This is a genomic window from Nocardia sp. NPDC051981 (assembly GCF_040680715.1).
GTDB lineage: Bacteria > Actinomycetota > Actinomycetes > Mycobacteriales > Mycobacteriaceae > Nocardia.
In genome coordinates this window covers 82,075-97,359 of sequence record NZ_JBFAXK010000020.1, presented here as the reverse complement: position 1 = coordinate 97,359, position 15,285 = coordinate 82,075, and the positions used below count along the sequence as shown (strand labels likewise).

The following is a 15,285-nucleotide window of genomic DNA, read 5'->3' as shown; positions in this document are numbered from 1 at the left end:
GCGGGCGAAGACCGACAAATAATCCGGAAACACCGACACAGGGTTGTCGCCGGGCCTGGAGATCGTGGTGCGGCAAGGAAATCCACCACGACTCTTCAGGGAGACAGAGATGACCACTCCGCCCTTCAACACCGTCGCCTGGTTCCAGGTCGGGAGCAATGAGCCCGAACAGGTGAAGGCCTTCTACCGGGAACTGTTCGGCTGGAACTTCGCTCCGGACCCGGACGAAGACGGCAAGTACGACATCGTCACCTACCCGGGCAACGAGATGCCCGCGGGCGGTATCGCACATCAGGACGACGCCTCCGGCAACCACGCCATCTTCTATGTGCTGGTCCAGGACGTGCCCGCGGTACTGGCCGCGGCCGAGCAGGAAGGCGGCAAGGTCTTCCTGCAGCCCGTCACCGCCAAGAACGGCCTGGTCTTCGCCGAGCTGCTCGACACCTCGGGCAACCGCTTCGGCGTCTTCAGCCCGCCGCCCGCGAACTGAGCCCCGCCGCTCCCTCCGCGCCGCGGAGATAGCCTGTCACGGAGGTTGATTCGAGACAGGAGTGTGGATCGTGGGCATGTTCGACCAGTTGAAGGATGCGGCGGGCAAGGCGGCGGAGCTGGCGGGTCAGCACGCCGACAAGCTGGAGCCGCTGATCGACAAGGCCGGCGATCTGGTGGACCAGCAGACCGACGGCAAGTTCGCCGGTGCGGTCGACAAGGTGCAGGACGCCGCCAAGCAGGCCCTGCGCGAGCAGTCGGGACACTAAGCGGCACAGGGTGTTTCGCGTCGGCCGTGCGGCCGGCGCGAAACCCGCCCGCGGCCTCACATGGTGGCGGCGTCGATCACGAAGCGGTAGCGCACGTCGGAGGCGATCACCCGCTCGTAGGCCTCGTCGATGCGGTCGGCGGCGATCACCTCGATCTCCGCGCCGATGCCGTGCTCGGCGCAGAAGTCCAGCATCTCCTGGGTCTGCGGAATGCCGCCGATCATCGAGCCGGACAGCGAACGGCGGAGGCCCGCCAACGCGGAAGCCCGCACGCTGTAGGGCTGCTCGGGTAGCCCGAGCGCCACCAGGCTGCCATCCAGCCGCAGCAGTTTGAGGTAGTCCTCGATCGGCAGATCGGCGGAGACGGTATTGATGATGAGGTCGAAGGATCCGCGCAGCTTCTTGAAGGTGTCGCGGTCACCGGTGGCGTAGTAGTGGTGCGCTCCGAACCGCAGGCCGTCCTCCTGCTTGGAGAGCGAGTGGCTGAGCACGGTGACCTCCGCGCCCATGGCCGCGGCGATCTTCACGCCGATGTGCCCGAGCCCGCCCATACCGATGATGGCGACCCGCTTGCCCGGCCCGGCGTGCCAGTGCCGCAGCGGCGAGAACAGGGTGATGCCCGCGCACAGCAGCGGCGCGGCCACATCCAGCCCGATGCCCTCCGGAATGGCCAGCACGAAGCTCTCGGTCACCACGATCTGCGTGGCGTAGCCGCCGAGGGTGCGCCCGCCCGCCTGCTGTTCGGCGGGCACCGGGCTGTTGTAGGTCCAGACCGCCCCGTTCTCGCAGTACTGCTGTTCGCCGGCCAGACAGGGGTCGCAGTGTCCGCAGGAGCCGACCAGGCAGCCCACCCCGACTCGATCGCCGACCCGGTGCCGGGTCACCTCGGAGCCCACCGCGGCCACGATGCCGGCGATCTCGTGGCCGGGCACGCACGGGTAGGCAGTCCCACGCCACTCGTTGCGGGCGGTGTGGATGTCGGAGTGGCAGATACCCGCGTACTTGACGTCGATCAGCACGTCGTACAGGCCCAGCTCGCGGCGCTCGATGGCGATTTTCTCGAAGGCCGCGTCGGGGGCGGAGACCGCGTAGGCGGTAGCAGTGCTCATGAAGTCATGCCTACTCCCGCATGCCCGAAATGACCAACCGATCGTTCGATTTCTCACCAGCGGCGCGGCATGGCAATCGGGCCGCCAACGGCGTCATGCTGGCGGAATGGCCATTCTGCTGTCCCTGCTCTCCATGTGCGCGACCCTGATCGGCGGGCTGCTGGCGGTGCGCATCGGTGATCGCAAACGGCTGGTGCTCGGCCTGGCCGCGGGCGTCATGCTGGGCGTGGTGGCCTTCGATCTGATGCCCGACGCGCTGGAACAGGACAGGCGCATCGTGCTCGGCGTTCCGGTGCCACTACTGGCCGCGGTGGTCGGTTTCTTCACCGTGCACGTGATCGAGCGCTCGATGGCCCTGCACACCGGCTACGAGGACGAATTCGTCGCGCACCGGCACAATCACGACTTCTCCTCGCTGGGCCTGCTCGCGGGCGCGGGCCTGGTGTTCCACTCCACCCTCGACGGCCTCAGCATCGGCTTCGGTTTCCAGGCCGGCGTGGCGGTCGGCGTGGCGGTGGCCATCGCGGTCATCTGCCACGACTTCGCCGACGGATTCAACACCTTCACCCTGACCACGCTGTACGGCAATGCCCGCACACGCGGCCTGATCATGCTGGGGCTGGATGCCGTCGCCCCGGTGGTCGGCGCGATCATCGGCACGCTGGTGCGGGTGCCCGCCGAACTCGTCGGCCTGTATCTCGGCTATTTCGCGGGCTTCCTGCTCTATCTCGCCACGGCCGATATCCTGCCCGAGGCACATGCGGGCAAACCCGCCCGGGGACCGCTGCTGTGCACCCTGGCCGGGGTGCTGGCCATGTTGGCTGTTGCGGCACTGAGCCATTGAAATACTGGTACATCAATAGACAGACATGCTCGAGCAGGCGGGCGAACCGCAATCGGGAGGGTCCGTGGACAGCGACACGCGCGGGGTTGATCCGGCGGGCGGCGCTACCGGCCCCTACCCGGCCCGGGGCCGTCGGCCCGGCCGGGGCGGGCGCGCCCTGGCACTGGTCGTCGCCGCAGTCCTCGGCATCACCGGATTCCTCGGCTACCGCGGCGAACTGCCGCGCTGGCCGTTCCGCGACGATGCCACCACCGCCGAGCTGGCCGGTCCGTCGCTGCCGCCGCTGGATGTCGATCTGGTCTCGCGGGTGGCCGAACCTGCGCTGGTGAACATCACCGCCGGCATCCGCCCCTATGGTCTGGGCGCGGCCGGCTCCGGTATCGTGCTGACCGCCGAGGGCGAGGTGCTCACCAGCCACCACGTCATCAAAGGCGCTGACACCGTGACGGTTTCGGATGTCGGCACCGGCGTGACCTATACCGCCACCGTCGCCGGCTACGACTCCGGCGCCGATATCGCCGTGCTGGATCTGAACGGTGCCGGCGGGCTCCCGGTCGCCCATATAGGCAACTCCGCCCCACTGCACCTGGGCGACGCCGTGCTGGCCATCGGCAATGCGGGCGGCACCGGCTCGCCGACCGCGGTGGGCGGACCCATCACCAATCTGGATTCGGCCATCGTCGCCCGCAATGCCGCCGACCTGTCGCGGAAATCGCTGCACGGCATGATCGAGGTCGCGGCCGCGGTGGCCGCCGGGCAGTCCGGCGGCGCGCTGGTGGACCGCTACGGCTCGGTCATCGGCGTCATCACCGCCGCCTCGGGCGACATGCAGAAGGCAACGGGCAAGGGCCCCAACGGTTATGCCGTGCCCATCGACACCGCCATGAACGTGGTCCGCCAGATCCGTTCCGGCACACCGACCGACGCCGTGCACATCGGCCCCACCGCCACCCTGGGCATCCTCACCTCCGACGCGCAGCCGGCCGGCGCGCGCATCGACGTGTCCATCTACGGGCTGCCAGCCTACGAGGCCGGACTCACCGACGGCGAGGTCATCACCGCCCTCGACGACCGCCCCATCACCAGCTCACAAATGCTGAAAGCCGCACTCAACGCCCATCGACCGGACGATGTGGTGCGGCTCGAGGTCAGCGAACCGAACGGCGGGCACCGGACGGTGAACGTGACGCTCACCGTCGGCCCGCCCAACTAGAACTTGCTGTCCCAGTACGACTGGAACTGGAGGTACACGATCAGGATGACCACCGCGTAGAAGACGGCGACCAGCGTCCACCGCCACTCCACCAGGATCTGCAGCAGTCCCCGCGAGCGTCCCCACAGCAGGTTGGTCACGATGGCCAGCAGCGCCGGCGTCACCGCCCACACCACCATGCACCATGGGCACAGCGCGTGAATCTTGAACACCGCTTCCCACGCCAGGTAGCAGATGAACACCACACCGAGCAGCAGGCCGAACCACAGGGCGCCGAAGAACCAGCGCGGCAGGGCGATTCCGCACACCACCAGCACGCCGATGGTGACGACCACCGAGAACCCCACCACGCCGATGATCGGATTGGGGAATCCGAACATCGCCGCGGTCGGCGATTCCATGACCGTCGAGCACGAGACGGTCTGATCGATGGAGCAGATCGGCTTGTAGCCGGGCTCGGTCAGCAGCTTGAACTTCTCGACCAGCAGCGTCACCGACGCCGCCCAGCCGATCAACGCACCCAGCAGCAGCGGCCAGGCAGAGCGGGGACCCGCTGCGATCATCACTTGCTCGCGTTCTCGATCGCCGAGGTCATGCCGCCCGGGCTCATGAGCGTCTTGGCATCCTGCACCTGGCTGCCGTTCACGTACACGGTCGGGGTGGACTGCAGGCCGGTGGCGAAGACCGCCTTGGTCTCGTCCTTCACGAACTGGATGTACTTGCCGTCCCGAATGTCCTGTGCCACCTGCGGATCGGTGTATCCGGCGTCGGCCGCGATCTGGATGAGCTGGTCATCGGTCATGCCGTTGCCGTTCTCCGGCGGCTGCTTGCCGAACATGGTGCCCAGCCAGGCCTGGAACTTCGACGGGTCCGCGGCCGCGACCACATAGGCGGCATTGGCCGCGCGGGTCGAGTACTGGTTGCCGTTGGAGGCCCGGTCCAGGAAGGAGATGATGTTGTAATCGATGGTGGCGGAACCGTTCTGGACCGCTTTGGCCAGCACGTCGGAGTTGTAGCCCTCGAACATCTTGCAGGCCGGGCACTGCAGGTCGGCGACGACCTGGATCTTCGCCTTGGCGTCCGGATTGCCGATGCGGATGGCGCCGCCGGGGGTGACGTTCGGCGGAGTCGCGCCCGTGCTCGGATCGTGGGTGACGGCTGGGGCGAACGACGCCGACGACGCGGCCGGCGCGCCCTTGTTGTCGTCGTGCTTGCGGATCGCCAGACCGATGCCGATGGCCGCCACCAGACCGACCAGGACCGCGGCCACGCCGACCTGGATGAAGATCTTGCGGTTGCGTTCGGCCCGCGCCGCCTTCGCGAGCGGATTTTTACGGTCACCCGGTTTAGTGCTCACCTCTGTGCTCACCACGCCTTCCGTTGTCACGACACGTGCGCGCCCATCTTCACCCGAGAACCTGAGAGATTCCTGCATGTGCGCGTGCCGAGTCGCGCCCGGTCTGCGACGACGAGCGATTTTCCGTGGTCAGCGGCGAGAATTCACCCGGTGGGGTGTGAATCACCCCTGGATGAGACGTTTTTTCTGTTCGGCGATATCGAACTCCGCGGGCGGCCAATCCAGCTTCAAGCCCTGCAGGGCGTCGATGAGCAGTTCGGTGACGGCCAGCCGCGCGTACCACTTGGAATCGCAGGGCAGCACGTACCAGGGCGCGTAGTCGGTATTGGTGCGATCCAGTACCGCCTGGTACGCCTCCTGGTACTGCGGCCAGTACGCGCGCTCGTCGATGTCGCCCGGGTTGAACTTCCAGTACTTGTCGGGCCGGTCCAGCCGCTGCATGAGCCGCTTCTTCTGTTCGTCCAGCGAGACGAACATGGCCACCTTCACCACGGTCGTGCCGTCGTCCACCAGCTTGCGCTCGAACTTGTTGATCTCGTCGTAGCGCTTCCCCCACACCTCCGGCGCGACCAGATCGTGCACCCGCACCACCAGCACGTCCTCATAGTGCGAGCGGTCGAACACGCCGAGCTGCCCGCCGCGGGGCAGCTTCTTGCGAATGCGCCACAGGTAGTGGTGCTTCTGTTCCTCCGGCGTCGGCACCCCGAAGGCCGCGTGGTCCACGCCCTGCGGGTCCACCGAACCGATCACGTGCCGGACGATGCCGCCCTTGCCCGCGGTGTCCATGCCCTGCAGCACCAGCAGCACACTGCGGGTGTCACCGGAACGGCCGTTGGCGTAGAGCTTTTCCTGCAGATCCGACAACACCGCGCGGCGTTCCTCGAGCAGGGCCTCGCCGGCGCGCTTGTCGCCCTTGAAACCCGGAGTCGCGGATGTATTCAGATCCTTCACCCTGACGCCATCGGCGCGTAGCGCCTTGGTGACCGGTTTCGACCAGGATGTCGCCTTCGCCATTCCTCATGCCTAGCACGGGGGCGTGGTTTCCCGCAGGCACCGTGCCGAACTTGATCGGTGCCCGCACTCACACCCGGGCCAGCTGCACCAGGTGCGCGGCCAATTCCTCATCGGTGACCGGGGTCAGGGTGAGGTCGGCGGCCGTGGTCAGCAGATAGCGGCCGTCGCCGGAGAAGTCCAGCCAGGTGCGGTGCCGGGTCGGCGGCGACAGCGGATTCGCCGGTTCGACCGTGACGGTGATGAATCCGCGCCCGTCCACCGGTTCCCGCAGTTTGCGGCGGAAGCGGTCGGCCTCCGCGCCGGTGCCGGCGGCGTCGGGATACAGCACCGCCTGCTGCGGTTCGCGCAGCGGCTCCAGCCGTCCCGGCGGCGCCGACCCGATGACCTCGACCAGTTCTCGCCCCAATTGCTCAGCGGGACACAGCGATACCGTCACCGCGTCCGGCAGTGAGACCAGGATGCCCACCCGCTGCTGGGCCACCGCCGCGAAGGCGAGAATGCGCCGGGCCTCCGGGCCGGCGGTGCGCTCGCCGTACAGGGTGACGGTGGTGGTGTCGGTGCGGGCGCACAGGGTCAGTGCCGCGGCCAGGTCGGGATCGGTGCGGCGCAGGAAGCGCGCCGGCGCCGCACCCGGGGTGACCGGCCCGAATTGCGATGCGTCGTCGAGGTTCTCGGGTGCCGCCGGAGTCGTGTCGAGTGGATAGGGACGGCGTTCCAGATCGGTTTCGCGGGTCCAGATCATCGCGAACTCGTCCGGGGTCAGGATCCATTTCACGTGGCCGCCCCCCCTTTCTTGGGTACCACCTCCGTCCCGTCCGCGACCCTACCGGAGAGATTCTGCGGGTGCTGCCTGTCACCGGCACGCGCAATCTGTGACCTGCCGCACTCATTCGGCGGGTTGCTATCGCCGGGTGGCGTAATCGGCGAGTCCCGCTACCGCCGTGTCGAATCCGTCGGTCGCCGCTCGGATCACGGTGGCGCGCACCGTCTCCGGGTCCGCGCCCGCCAGCGTGGCCCGGCGGATCTCCGCGTGCAGCGTGCGATCCAGGCCCGCGAGGGCGGCCGCGACGAGCCGCGCGGTGGGGTCGTCCGGGCTGGTACCGGTGGCCTCGGCGAGCGCCTCGGCCAGCGCCGTCTCGGTCTGCTCGCCGAGCCGGCGCAATCGGGCCTGCAGGGCGGGACTGTCGTCGATCAGGCGCCAGAAGGTGGTGGCGCCGGGGGAGAGGCCGAGGGTGGGATCGTCGCGCCGCACCCGGTCGAGGAAGGCCCGCCGCACGGCCGCGGCCGCCGACTCGCCCGGCACCCGGTCGCGCACCGCGGTGGCGAGCCGGTTCGCGACCTCGTCCTGGCGGTCGAAGAACAGGTCCTCCTTGGTCGGGAAGTAGTTGAACGCCGTGTTGACCGAGACGTTCGCGGCGCGCGCCACCTCGGCGACGGTCACCCTGTCGAAGCCCTTCTCCGCGAACAACGCCATGGCGGCGTCGGCCAGCGCGGTCCGGGTGGCGCGCTTCTTCTCCTCGCGCAGTGCCAACGGCCTCTCCTTCCTGTCGCAGAGCAGTATAGGTGTGACACTAAAATTGGTGTGACACCAAAATGTGGGCTACGGTCGGACCCATGACGCTCAGATTCGGCATCTATGCCGGCGGACTCGCCGGCGATCAGTTCGGCAATGTCACGCCCGGCCCACCGGAACAGGCCGACCGCATCACGGCGGCCCTGGACGAACTGCACGGCGAGCATCCGTTCGTGGTGCGCGGCTACGTCCTCTACAGCGACGCGCGCGGTGGATTCCAGGAGGCTCCGCCGCAGCCCTGGCAGTACGCCACGGCGCACCGGAAACTCGATCTGGTGGTGTGCTTCCACGAACCCGGCGACGACCTCACCGGCTGGCTCGCGTTCCTGCGCAAGCAGATTCGCGACTACGGACCGGTGCTCTGCGCACTGCAGATCGCGGAGGAGCCCAACCATGCCGGACCCGGCGGCAACGGCGGCTACCCGCAGGTCCGGCAGGCCATCATCGAGGGGGTGCGCGCCGCCCGCGCGGAGGTCGACCGGCTCGGCCTCGCGGTCCGCATCGGCTGCAACTCGACACCGATCTTCGATCCGGCCCAGGAGTTCTGGACCGATCTGGGCCGCCGGGGCGGGCGCGAATTCGCCGCCGCGCTCGACTATGTCGGCCTGGATTTCTTCCCCGACGTCTTCCGTCCGATCGCCGCCGAGAGCCTGGAAGCCGCCATCACCGCGGTGGTGACCGCCTTCCGCCGCGAAAGCCTGGCCGCCGCGGGCATTCCGGCCACCACCCCCATCCACATCACCGAAAACGGCTGGGCCACCGGGCCGGACCGGTCCTATGCGCGGCAGGCCGAGATGCTCGGGACCGTGGTGCGCCTAGTCGACGGCCTGGCCGGCGAGCTCAACATCACCACCTACGAGCACTTCGGTCTGCGCGACTCCTACAGCGGTCAGGGCGATATGAACCTCGAATTCGGGCTCCTGCGTTCGGATTACACGCCGAAGCCCGCCTTCGATCGGTACCGCGAGCTCATCGCGGAATACAGCACTCCGGCGTGATCGCCGTCAGACGGGCGCGACCTCGATGGTGATGCCCGCCGCGCGCAACCGCTCGGTCAGCGCGTCACCCATGGCCGAGGCCGGGGTGAGAATGCCCGCCAGCTCCGGCAGGCTGTCGAAGGCCAGGCACAGGCCGGACTGGCCCAGCATGACCGAGGTGGCCTGATAGCCCGGGTCGCCCTTGCCGGCGAAGGTGCACTCGTACTTCGCGCCCGAGGTGGTGTGTGCGAAGGTGCGCATGGTGAACCAGCCGCTGCGCCGGGCCTGCTCGCTCGGCCCGGTGCCCGGCTTGGGCACGATGCGGTCGATCAGCTTGCGGCCCACGGCCACTCGCGAGAGCACGGCGCCCGCCGCCATGGTGGCCACGATCCCGCCCGCGATGCCCGCGGCGACCAGCGGCGCGGTGGCCGAGGATCCCGCGCTCATGACCTCCCGGTAGCGGAAATTCTTGCCGTACGGCCAGCCCAGGAGGCCATTGGAGCGGCGCACGATCTTGGTATTGTGCGCGCCCATGACGAAGGTCGCCACCCAGCCGTCCAGGCTCGGATCGATGGCCGAGGCCCGCGAGAGCGCCTGATCGCTCTGGCGGCCGACATCGGGCTCCATCGCCTTGTCGGGGCTCAGCGAATACGGGTGCGACATCACCGACGCCTTGCTCGGATCCTCCGCGATGGCCTCCATCATGGCCCGCCCGGAATCGATGGTGCCGCCGCTGGCGCCACCCTTGAGCCAGGCCACCAGGGTGACGTCGGTGAGCTCGCCGGCATTGTCCGCGACACTGCGCTTGTACAGCTGATACACGCTCAGATCCGACGGAATCGAGTCGTAGCCACAGGAATTCACGATCTTCGCGCCGGTCTCGGCGGCCCGCTCGCCGAAGCGGTCGATGCACTCCCGGATGAACAGCGGCTCACCGGTGAGATCGGCGTAGTGCGTACCCTTCTCGGCACACGCCTGCACCAGCGGCAACCCGTAGCGCAGGTACGGGCCCACGGTGGTGACCACCACCGAGGTGCGCGCCGCCAGCGCGTCCAGGCTGGCCTGATCGGTGGAATCCGCCTGCACCAGCGGCCATTCCGCCGCCGCGGCCCCGAGTTCCGTGCGCACGGCGGCCAGCTTCTCCGGCGACCGCCCGGCCAGCGCGATGCGCGCACCGGCCGGTGCCGCCTCGGCGAGATACTGCGCGGTCAGCTTGCCTACGAAGCCGGTCGCCCCGAATAGGACGATGTCGAATTCCCTGTTGGCCATGGCCCTCTTTCCCGTCGGTGAGGTTTCACGCCTTGGCGGCGCGCTTACGGGTCTTCTTGGTCGGCCCCCCGGTGGTCGGCGCCGGCGCCGGGCGGCTTGCCAGCCAGTCATGATGGGCGCGGCCGAGTTCGGTGACCGGCTCGTCCCCGTAGAGCCACTCGCGCGCGATGCGATGCCAATTGCCGGTCGCCTCCAGCTGCCCCAGCATGCCGAAGGTGAGGAAGTCGGCCCGCCGGGAGAACAGGTGCTCGGGCGGCAGATTCTGCTGCTTCATCCCGGTGAACTCGCCGGCCCGCGGATCCACCGCCAGAACGAAAGCGCCGGAGGCCAATTCGGGAGTGATGGTGAGATCCTCGTCCACCAGCGCCCACTCGCAGGCCGCCAGCACGTATTCCAGGCACTCCTCGGGCGTGATCTCCTCCGGCGAATCGATGATCCCGCGCTCGACCATGAGATCGCGCAGATCCTCGGCCCGCTCCTCGGCCGCGGCGCGAATACAGATGGCCTCGAAGTGCACGTGCTCGGCATCCATCCGGTTGAAGAGCCCGAAGTCCAGGAACGCCACCCGGCCGTCCGGGCCCAGCAGCAGATTGCCCGGATGCGGGTCGCCGCAGAACTCGTTGAAGGTGAACAGCGAGCCCACATAGAAGCGGTAGATGATCTCGCCGATCCGATTGCGTTCCGCCGCAGGCAGTTCCCGGATCTCGTCGAAGCCGCGGCCCGGGAAGTACTCGCTCACCAGCACGCGGGTGGTGGACAGCTCCGGGTAGGTGGTCGGCACCACGATGAACGGGTGCCCGGCGAACAACTCCGAAATCTGTTTCTGGGTAGTGGCTTCCGCGACGTAGTCGAGTTCGCTCTCCAGATTCAGGCGCAGTTCGTCCAGCACGGCCGGGGTCACCCACGGCATGGCCGACTGCAGGATGCGCCGGAACATGGCCAGGTTCTTCAGATCCGCGCGCACCGCGACGTCGATCCCCGGGTACTGCACCTTCACCGCGACCTCGCGGCCGTCGTGCAGCGTCGCCTTGTAGACCTGCCCGATCGAGGCCGCGGCCACGGGTTCCGGATCGAATGCGGCGAAAACGGCCTCCAGCGGCTGCCCGAAGTCCTCCTCGATGACCGCCCGCATCACCTCGAACGACACCGTGGGCGCGCTGTCGCGCAGCACCGCCAGCCGGCGTTGGAACCGCTCCCGATGCTCCGGCGGCACCAGATCCAGGTCCAGCACGGACAGCATCTGCCCGAGCTTCATGGCCACACCCTTCATGGTGCCCAGCACCATGACCATCTGCTCGGTGGCCCGGATCATGGACTCCTCGGCCATCCGCGCCCGCACGGCCTCGGAGCGGCCGCGCATGGATCGTCGAGTCTTCTGGGCGCGCAAGGCATTACCGGCGACGGCAATTCCCAGCTTCGTCCCCCGCGCAAGCCTGGATGTGGGCAGCTCTTTCGCCATCAGTGACCCTCCATGGGGAGCCAACACCCCCGTTGGTGCCGACACGGCGGAGACCCCGTGGTGCGGTCCGCCGGGTTCAGACTAACCACACTGCGAACTCCAGTGCTAGCCGTCAGCTAGCACTGTTTTCGCGGTTTTCCGGGTCCGGCAGCACATGCGGGCGCGCGTTGAAGTAGTGCCGGTCGCCGCCTGCGCGGACCATGCCCTCGATGGCGCTCCACGCCATCATCGTGAGGTAGTCGAGCATTTCCTCGCTGGACATGGTGCGGTTGGAGATCCACCAGTCGGTGGCCAGCTGCACGCCACCGACCAGCACGTAGGACCACAGCATCGCGCCTTCGGTCTGGATGCCGCGGTCGAAGGACTTGTCGATGATGACCGCCGAGACCACCTGCGCGAAGAGCTTCTCGAAATCGGCGAGGGTGGAGGTGTCGGTGGCCGAGCCGTTGCCCATGATGAACCGGTAGACATCGGTGTCCGAGTCGACCGTGTGCACATAGGCCGCCAAGGTATTGCGGACCAGCTGATACTCGTCGAGGTCGTCGCTGATGGCCTCGTAGATGCGCGGCATCAGGGTGGTCTCGATGAACCGCTCCATGGTGGCGCGGGTCAGGTCCTGCTTGTCCGAGAAATATCGGTAGAGCACGGTTTTCGAGACGCCGATCTCGGCGGCGATCTCATCCATGCCGGCGTCGCCGCCGCGCTTGCGGATGGCGGCGAGGGTGCCGTCCACCAGCTCCTCGCGCCGGTCGATCTTGTGCTGTTGCCAGCGGCGTTTGCGGCCGTCGACACGACCACCGCGTGGACCGGTGGCCGCCTCCACGGCGGCACTCACGCTGCCTTTGGTGGTCACGCTGCGTTGGCTCCTTGTTCGCGTCCTGGGCCTGGGCCTATTCAGCTTAAGCCTCCCATGCTGTGGATCGTCGCCGATCGGGAAGGGCCCGGTGGCGGGGAGTTCGTCACACCACGCGCCAGAATGGACGATATGGAGCAACCTGCCGGCGGTGCCGGGGTACTCGACACGACCGAGCCGAAGCCGATGAAGACCACACCCAACGGCGGCGGAGCGTTCGCCGATCTCCTGGACGAAGAGGGCAAGAAGCGCGAACTGTGGCGCATGAAGGCCATTGCCACCGGCTTTCTCGCCGCGGCCACGATCATCTACATCGTCTGCGCCTGGATGAGTTCGCGCGGCGCGGGCGGTGGGTGGGTCGGCTATGTGAAGGCCGCCTCCGAGGCCGGCATGGTCGGTGCGCTGGCCGACTGGTTCGCCGTCACCGCGCTCTTCCGGCATCCGCTGGGCCTGCCGATTCCGCACACCGCGATCATCCGCAAGAAGAAGGATCAGGTGGGCGCCGGACTCGGCGAATTCGTGCGCACCAATTTCCTGTCGCCGGATGCCGTCACTGTCAAGGTGAATTCCGCGCAGATCCCGCTCCGGCTCGGCCGCTGGATGGCCGAGCCGGAGCACGCGGAACGCATCTCCGACGAGAGCGCGACCATATTGCGCGCGGTCATCGGCGTGCTGCGCGACGAGGATGTCGAGCAGATCATCGACAACACCATCGTCAAGCGCATCGCCGAGCCGCTGTGGGGTCCGCCCATCGGCAAGGTGCTCAACGAGCTGATCGCGGACAACCGGCAGGCTCCGCTGCTGGACCTGCTGGCCGAGCGCGCGCACCAGTGGGCGCTGGACTCGCAGGAGACGCTGGACCGCATCGTGAACCGGGACGCGCCGTCCTGGGCCCCGAAATTCGTGAATTCGCTGCTGGCCGAGCGCATTTATCGGGAGCTGGTGGAATTCACCTGGAAGGTGCGCACCCAGCCCGATCACGAGGTGCGGCTGGCGGCGAATCGCTTCCTCGAGGATTTCGCCCACGATCTGCAATTCGACGACGCCATGATCGAAAAGGCGGAAAAGATCAAGACCGAGCTCATGGGCCGGCGCGAGGTCACCGGGATGGCGCAGGCCACCTGGCGGGCGGCCAAGCGCATGATCCTGGAGTCGGCCGACGATCCGAATTCCACGCTGCGCCGCAAAGTGGCCGACAATGTGCAGCAGCTGGGCGAGCGGCTCTCGACCGACGCCGCCATGCGCGACAAGGTGGACGGCTGGCTCGAGCGCGGCGTCCGGTACCTGGTCACGAACTACGGCGCCGAGTTCGCGTCGCTGGTAAGCGACACCGTTGCCCGCTGGGATGCGGAGGAGGCCAGCCGCAAGATCGAATTGGCGGCGGGCAAGGATCTGCAATTCATTCGCATCAACGGCACGGTGATCGGTTCGCTGGCGGGCCTGGTCATCTATGCCATCTCCCATTTGCTGTTCAATGGCTGAACATTTGACCAATAAGCGCTGCGGGCGGAGCGCCGCCTGTTTGCCACGCGCCATTCGGTGAACTGCGCTAGCAGAGCGCTTGCAAGAGCTAGCACCCCGTCCTAGAATTGACCGCACAACCGCCGGAAGGTGAGTGATGAAGCACGATCCCGAGGTTCCCGAACCGATCGAGGGCGACAGCGCGGAGACATCCGCCGCCGCAGATCGGACGGGTCGCGTAGCCAACGCGGCTCACGACATCGGGGGCTTCATCCGGGCGCAACGCGAGGCCGCCCAGGTCTCGCTGCGTCAGCTCGCACAGCTGGCGGGGGTGAGCAATCCGTACTTGAGTCAGATCGAGCGCGGGCTGCGCAACCCGTCCGCCGAGGTACTCGCCCAGATCGCGAAGGGTCTGCGGGTCTCCTCGGAGGTCTTGTACATGCGGGCCGGGTACCTCGAGCAGAGGCCGCACGGCCCTGTCCGGGATGCCCTGCTGGCCGATGCCGGCCTGACCGAACGTCAGAAGCAGGTCCTCCTGGACATCTATGAATCGTTCTGCCGGGAAAACCAGGCGAACGAGGACAGAGGGGACGCAACGGACCTAATGGGGGGCGTTCCCGGGGGAGACAGGGACAACGAGGTTCCGCACCGCACAACCGAAGTTCCGCCACGCCAGGAGAGCGAACCATCATGACCGAATCGAACCTGACCGCGACCGTGACCAAGCCGATCTACGCCACGGTCGGCGCGGGTGACGCCATCTACGCCGCCGTGCTCGACGCCGTCTCGCAGATCCGCGAGCGCGCCACCTCCGCCGACGTCCAGGGCCGCATCGACGAGGCCCGCGAGCGCGTCGCCAACCTCCCGGCCGACCTGCAGGAGCAGGCCGAGACCCTGCGCCAGCGCGTGCAGGCGCTGCCGTCCGAGCTGCCCGAGGACCTGGCCGAGCTGCGCGAGAAGGCCACCGCCGAGGAGCTGCGCAAGCTGGTCGACCAGTACTACCACCAGCTGCTGGACCTGTACGCCGACCTGGCCGCCCGCGGCGAGGAGACCGTCGAGAAGCTGCGCAGCAACCCGGCTTTCGAGGAGCGCTTCGAGCAGGTCGAGACCCGCTACAACGACCTGCTGTCGCAGACCCAGGACATCATCGGCAAGGTGACCGACCAGGTCGGCCCCTACATCGGACTCGCCGGTAAGGAAGAGGCCGAGGCCGAGGAGACCGTCGACGCCGAGGTCGTGGACGTGACCACCGAGACCGCTCCGGTCGAGGACGAGGCCCCGGTCAAGAAGGCTGCCGCCAAGAAGGCTCCGGCCAAGAAGGCTGCCCCCGCCAAGAAGGCTGCCCCCGCCAAGAAGTAGATCTCGCACCTCGCGAAAGAGCTTGTCGCCCTCGCACAC

17 protein-coding genes are annotated in these 15,285 nt (G+C 67.8%); 8 read left to right on the top strand and 9 right to left on the bottom strand.

Annotated features, from left to right (window positions below; translation table 11 throughout):
- Window positions 1–109 precede the first annotated feature (109 nt).
- Both AB0L60_RS29535 and AB0L60_RS29530 read left to right on the top strand, forming a co-directional pair.
- Complete coding sequence (locus AB0L60_RS29535; RefSeq protein WP_354847054.1) at window positions 110–490, top strand: VOC family protein; 381 nt, start codon at window positions 110–112, stop codon at window positions 488–490.
- 76 nt (window positions 491–566) lie between these two features.
- A complete protein-coding gene (locus AB0L60_RS29530; RefSeq protein ID WP_364620324.1) occupies window positions 567–758 on the top strand; it encodes an antitoxin in 192 nt (63 codons plus the stop codon).
- Between the two features lie 56 nt (window positions 759–814).
- Here the strand turns inward: AB0L60_RS29530 and AB0L60_RS29525 are convergent, their stop codons facing one another.
- Window positions 815–1,867, bottom strand: coding sequence for an NAD(P)-dependent alcohol dehydrogenase (locus AB0L60_RS29525; RefSeq protein ID WP_364620322.1), 1,053 nt, complete (start codon window positions 1,865–1,867; stop codon window positions 815–817).
- A 106-nt stretch (window positions 1,868–1,973) separates the two neighbouring features.
- Between AB0L60_RS29525 and AB0L60_RS29520 the strand changes: the two genes are divergently transcribed.
- Window positions 1,974–2,711, top strand: coding sequence for a ZIP family metal transporter (locus AB0L60_RS29520; RefSeq protein WP_364620319.1), 738 nt, complete (start codon window positions 1,974–1,976; stop codon window positions 2,709–2,711).
- A gap of 64 nt (window positions 2,712–2,775) precedes the next feature.
- On the top strand, window positions 2,776–3,924 hold the full coding sequence (locus AB0L60_RS29515) for a trypsin-like peptidase domain-containing protein (RefSeq protein WP_364620316.1): 1,149 nt from the start codon (window positions 2,776–2,778) through the stop codon (window positions 3,922–3,924).
- Here AB0L60_RS29515 and AB0L60_RS29510 read toward each other — a convergent pair.
- The 5 genes from AB0L60_RS29510 to AB0L60_RS29490 all read right to left on the bottom strand — a co-directional run bounded on the left by AB0L60_RS29510 (window position 3,921) and on the right by AB0L60_RS29490 (window position 7,826).
- Window positions 3,921–4,487, bottom strand: a complete 567-nt coding sequence (locus tag AB0L60_RS29510; RefSeq protein WP_364620313.1) for a vitamin K epoxide reductase family protein — start codon at window positions 4,485–4,487, stop codon at window positions 3,921–3,923. The two genes, AB0L60_RS29515 and AB0L60_RS29510, sit on opposite strands and share 4 nt — an antisense overlap.
- Entirely contained in the window at window positions 4,487–5,281 is a 795-nt protein-coding gene (locus AB0L60_RS29505) for a thioredoxin domain-containing protein (RefSeq protein WP_364620310.1), read from the bottom strand. The genes AB0L60_RS29510 and AB0L60_RS29505 overlap by 1 nt, the downstream gene beginning before the upstream one ends.
- Before the next feature lie 162 nt (window positions 5,282–5,443).
- Entirely contained in the window at window positions 5,444–6,295 is an 852-nt protein-coding gene (locus tag AB0L60_RS29500; RefSeq protein ID WP_354847038.1) for a polyphosphate kinase 2 family protein, read from the bottom strand.
- 67 nt (window positions 6,296–6,362) lie between these two features.
- Complete coding sequence (locus tag AB0L60_RS29495; protein ID WP_364620306.1) at window positions 6,363–7,070, bottom strand: ESX secretion-associated protein EspG; 708 nt, start codon at window positions 7,068–7,070, stop codon at window positions 6,363–6,365.
- Window positions 7,071–7,196: 126 nt separating this feature from the next.
- A complete protein-coding gene (locus AB0L60_RS29490) occupies window positions 7,197–7,826 on the bottom strand; it encodes a TetR family transcriptional regulator (RefSeq protein WP_364620303.1) in 630 nt (209 codons plus the stop codon).
- Between the two features lie 83 nt (window positions 7,827–7,909).
- Between AB0L60_RS29490 and AB0L60_RS29485 the strand changes: the two genes are divergently transcribed.
- Window positions 7,910–8,866, top strand: a complete 957-nt coding sequence (locus tag AB0L60_RS29485) for a hypothetical protein (RefSeq protein ID WP_364620300.1) — start codon at window positions 7,910–7,912, stop codon at window positions 8,864–8,866.
- A gap of 6 nt (window positions 8,867–8,872) precedes the next feature.
- Here AB0L60_RS29485 and AB0L60_RS29480 read toward each other — a convergent pair whose 3' ends face one another.
- The 3 genes from AB0L60_RS29480 to AB0L60_RS29470 all read right to left on the bottom strand — a co-directional run bounded on the left by AB0L60_RS29480 (window position 8,873) and on the right by AB0L60_RS29470 (window position 12,396).
- A complete protein-coding gene (locus tag AB0L60_RS29480; RefSeq protein WP_364620297.1) occupies window positions 8,873–10,114 on the bottom strand; it encodes a saccharopine dehydrogenase NADP-binding domain-containing protein in 1,242 nt (413 codons plus the stop codon).
- 25 nt (window positions 10,115–10,139) lie between these two features.
- Window positions 10,140–11,573, bottom strand: a complete 1,434-nt coding sequence (locus AB0L60_RS29475; RefSeq protein ID WP_364620294.1) for an AarF/ABC1/UbiB kinase family protein — start codon at window positions 11,571–11,573, stop codon at window positions 10,140–10,142.
- Between the two features lie 112 nt (window positions 11,574–11,685).
- The gene (locus AB0L60_RS29470; protein WP_354847181.1) at window positions 11,686–12,396 is read right to left on the bottom strand and encodes a TetR/AcrR family transcriptional regulator; all 711 of its coding nucleotides are present in this window, start codon (window positions 12,394–12,396) and stop codon (window positions 11,686–11,688) included.
- A gap of 216 nt (window positions 12,397–12,612) precedes the next feature.
- Between AB0L60_RS29470 and AB0L60_RS29465 the strand changes: the two genes are divergently transcribed.
- From AB0L60_RS29465 to AB0L60_RS29455, 3 genes are all read left to right on the top strand, one after another.
- Window positions 12,613–13,908: a DUF445 family protein gene (locus AB0L60_RS29465; RefSeq protein WP_364620491.1), complete on the top strand. Its 1,296-nt coding sequence runs from the start codon at window positions 12,613–12,615 to the stop codon at window positions 13,906–13,908.
- Between the two features lie 136 nt (window positions 13,909–14,044).
- Window positions 14,045–14,581, top strand: coding sequence for a helix-turn-helix transcriptional regulator (locus AB0L60_RS29460; protein ID WP_364620291.1), 537 nt, complete (start codon window positions 14,045–14,047; stop codon window positions 14,579–14,581).
- Window positions 14,578–15,246 carry a heparin-binding hemagglutinin gene (locus tag AB0L60_RS29455; protein WP_364620288.1) on the top strand — a complete coding sequence of 223 codons (669 nt, stop codon included), beginning with the start codon at window positions 14,578–14,580 and terminating at the stop codon, window positions 15,244–15,246. Before AB0L60_RS29460 ends, AB0L60_RS29455 begins: the two co-directional genes overlap by 4 nt.
- The last annotated feature ends 39 nt before the right edge of the window (window positions 15,247–15,285 follow it).